We start from the raw sequence: 1159 nt of genomic DNA, 5'->3' as shown, positions 1-1159 counted from the left end.
AATGATAGTGCGACCGACTGAGTCGACAGTATCCTCTTCGTCGGCAACGTCAGATGGGTATAAGGGACAGCGACAGGGTCAGCGGCCAGTTGGCAATGGCCTCGGGGTCGACCAGCCGCTCGAAGGGGACATCGACCTGGGTCAGGCCCAGTTCCTCGCCCTGATAGAGAAAGGCGTTGCCGCGCAAGCTGAGCAGCAACAGCATCTTCATCCGCGCGAAAGGCTCGCGATGCTCCGGCGTTGCCCAGCGCGAGACGGCACGCGGCGCGTCGTGGTTCTCGAACGCCCAGCTTGGCCAGCCCATGCCCGGCTCGGCAGGCCATTTCGCCACCGCCTCGGCGACGATGCGCGGGGTCAGCCGGTGGGCATAGAGAAAGTCGAAGCCGTAAGCGGTGTTCAGCCGGTGGTCACCAGCGGTGAACAGCTTCATCTCGCGATCCGCCTCGTCGCCACCGACCTCGGCCACAGTGAAGCGGTCGCCATACTCGTCCAGCGTGGCGCGGATCCGCTCCAGAAAGGGGACGATATCGGCATGGCTCTGGTTGTAGAGCTTCAACTGGAAGTCGAACGGCCGGGTGCGCGTCTTGCCCGTATCCGGTGCGGGCGGGTTATCGCGCATCGTCGGCTCGTGCATCATGAAGTTGATCGCATCCAGCCGGAAGCCGTCGACGCCCCGGTCCAGCCAGAAGCGCGCGGTCGCCAGCAATTCGGCCTGCACGTCGGGGTGATGGACGTGAAGCTGCGGCTGTTCCTTCAGGAAATTGTGCAGATAATATTGTCCACGTCGCGCGTCCCAGGTCCAGGCGGGCCCGCCGAACACCGACTGCCAGTTGGACGGCGGCGAGCCGTCGGGCTTGGCATCGGCCCAGACATACCAGTCGGCGCGTGCATTGGTGCGGCTGGAGCGGCTTTCGGTGAACCAGGGATGCTCGTCCGAGGTATGGCTGTACACTTGGTCGATGACGACCTTCAGCCCCAGTTCGTGCGCACGGGCGACCAGCGCGTCGAAATCCTTCAGCGTCCCGAAGATCGGGTCGACGTCGCGATAATCCGCCACGTCATAGCCGAAATCCTTCATCGGCGAGGTGAAGAAGGGCGAGAGCCAGATCGCATCGACGCCCAGGCTGGCGACATGGTCCAGCCGCGCGGTGATGCCGGG

At 64.3% G+C, this 1159-nt stretch carries 1 pseudogene; it reads right to left on the bottom strand.

What is annotated here, in order from left to right:
* Positions 1-70 precede the first annotated feature (70 nt).
* Positions 71-1159, bottom strand: a pseudogene (locus tag NS355_RS18010) (alpha-amylase family glycosyl hydrolase); the annotation flags it as partial.

Source organism: Sphingomonas yabuuchiae (assembly GCF_001477495.1).
In the GTDB taxonomy this organism is placed as follows: domain Bacteria; phylum Pseudomonadota; class Alphaproteobacteria; order Sphingomonadales; family Sphingomonadaceae; genus Sphingomonas; species Sphingomonas yabuuchiae_A.
The sequence above is the reverse complement of the archived record's forward strand: the minus strand, read 5'-3'. Positions and strand labels throughout refer to the sequence as shown.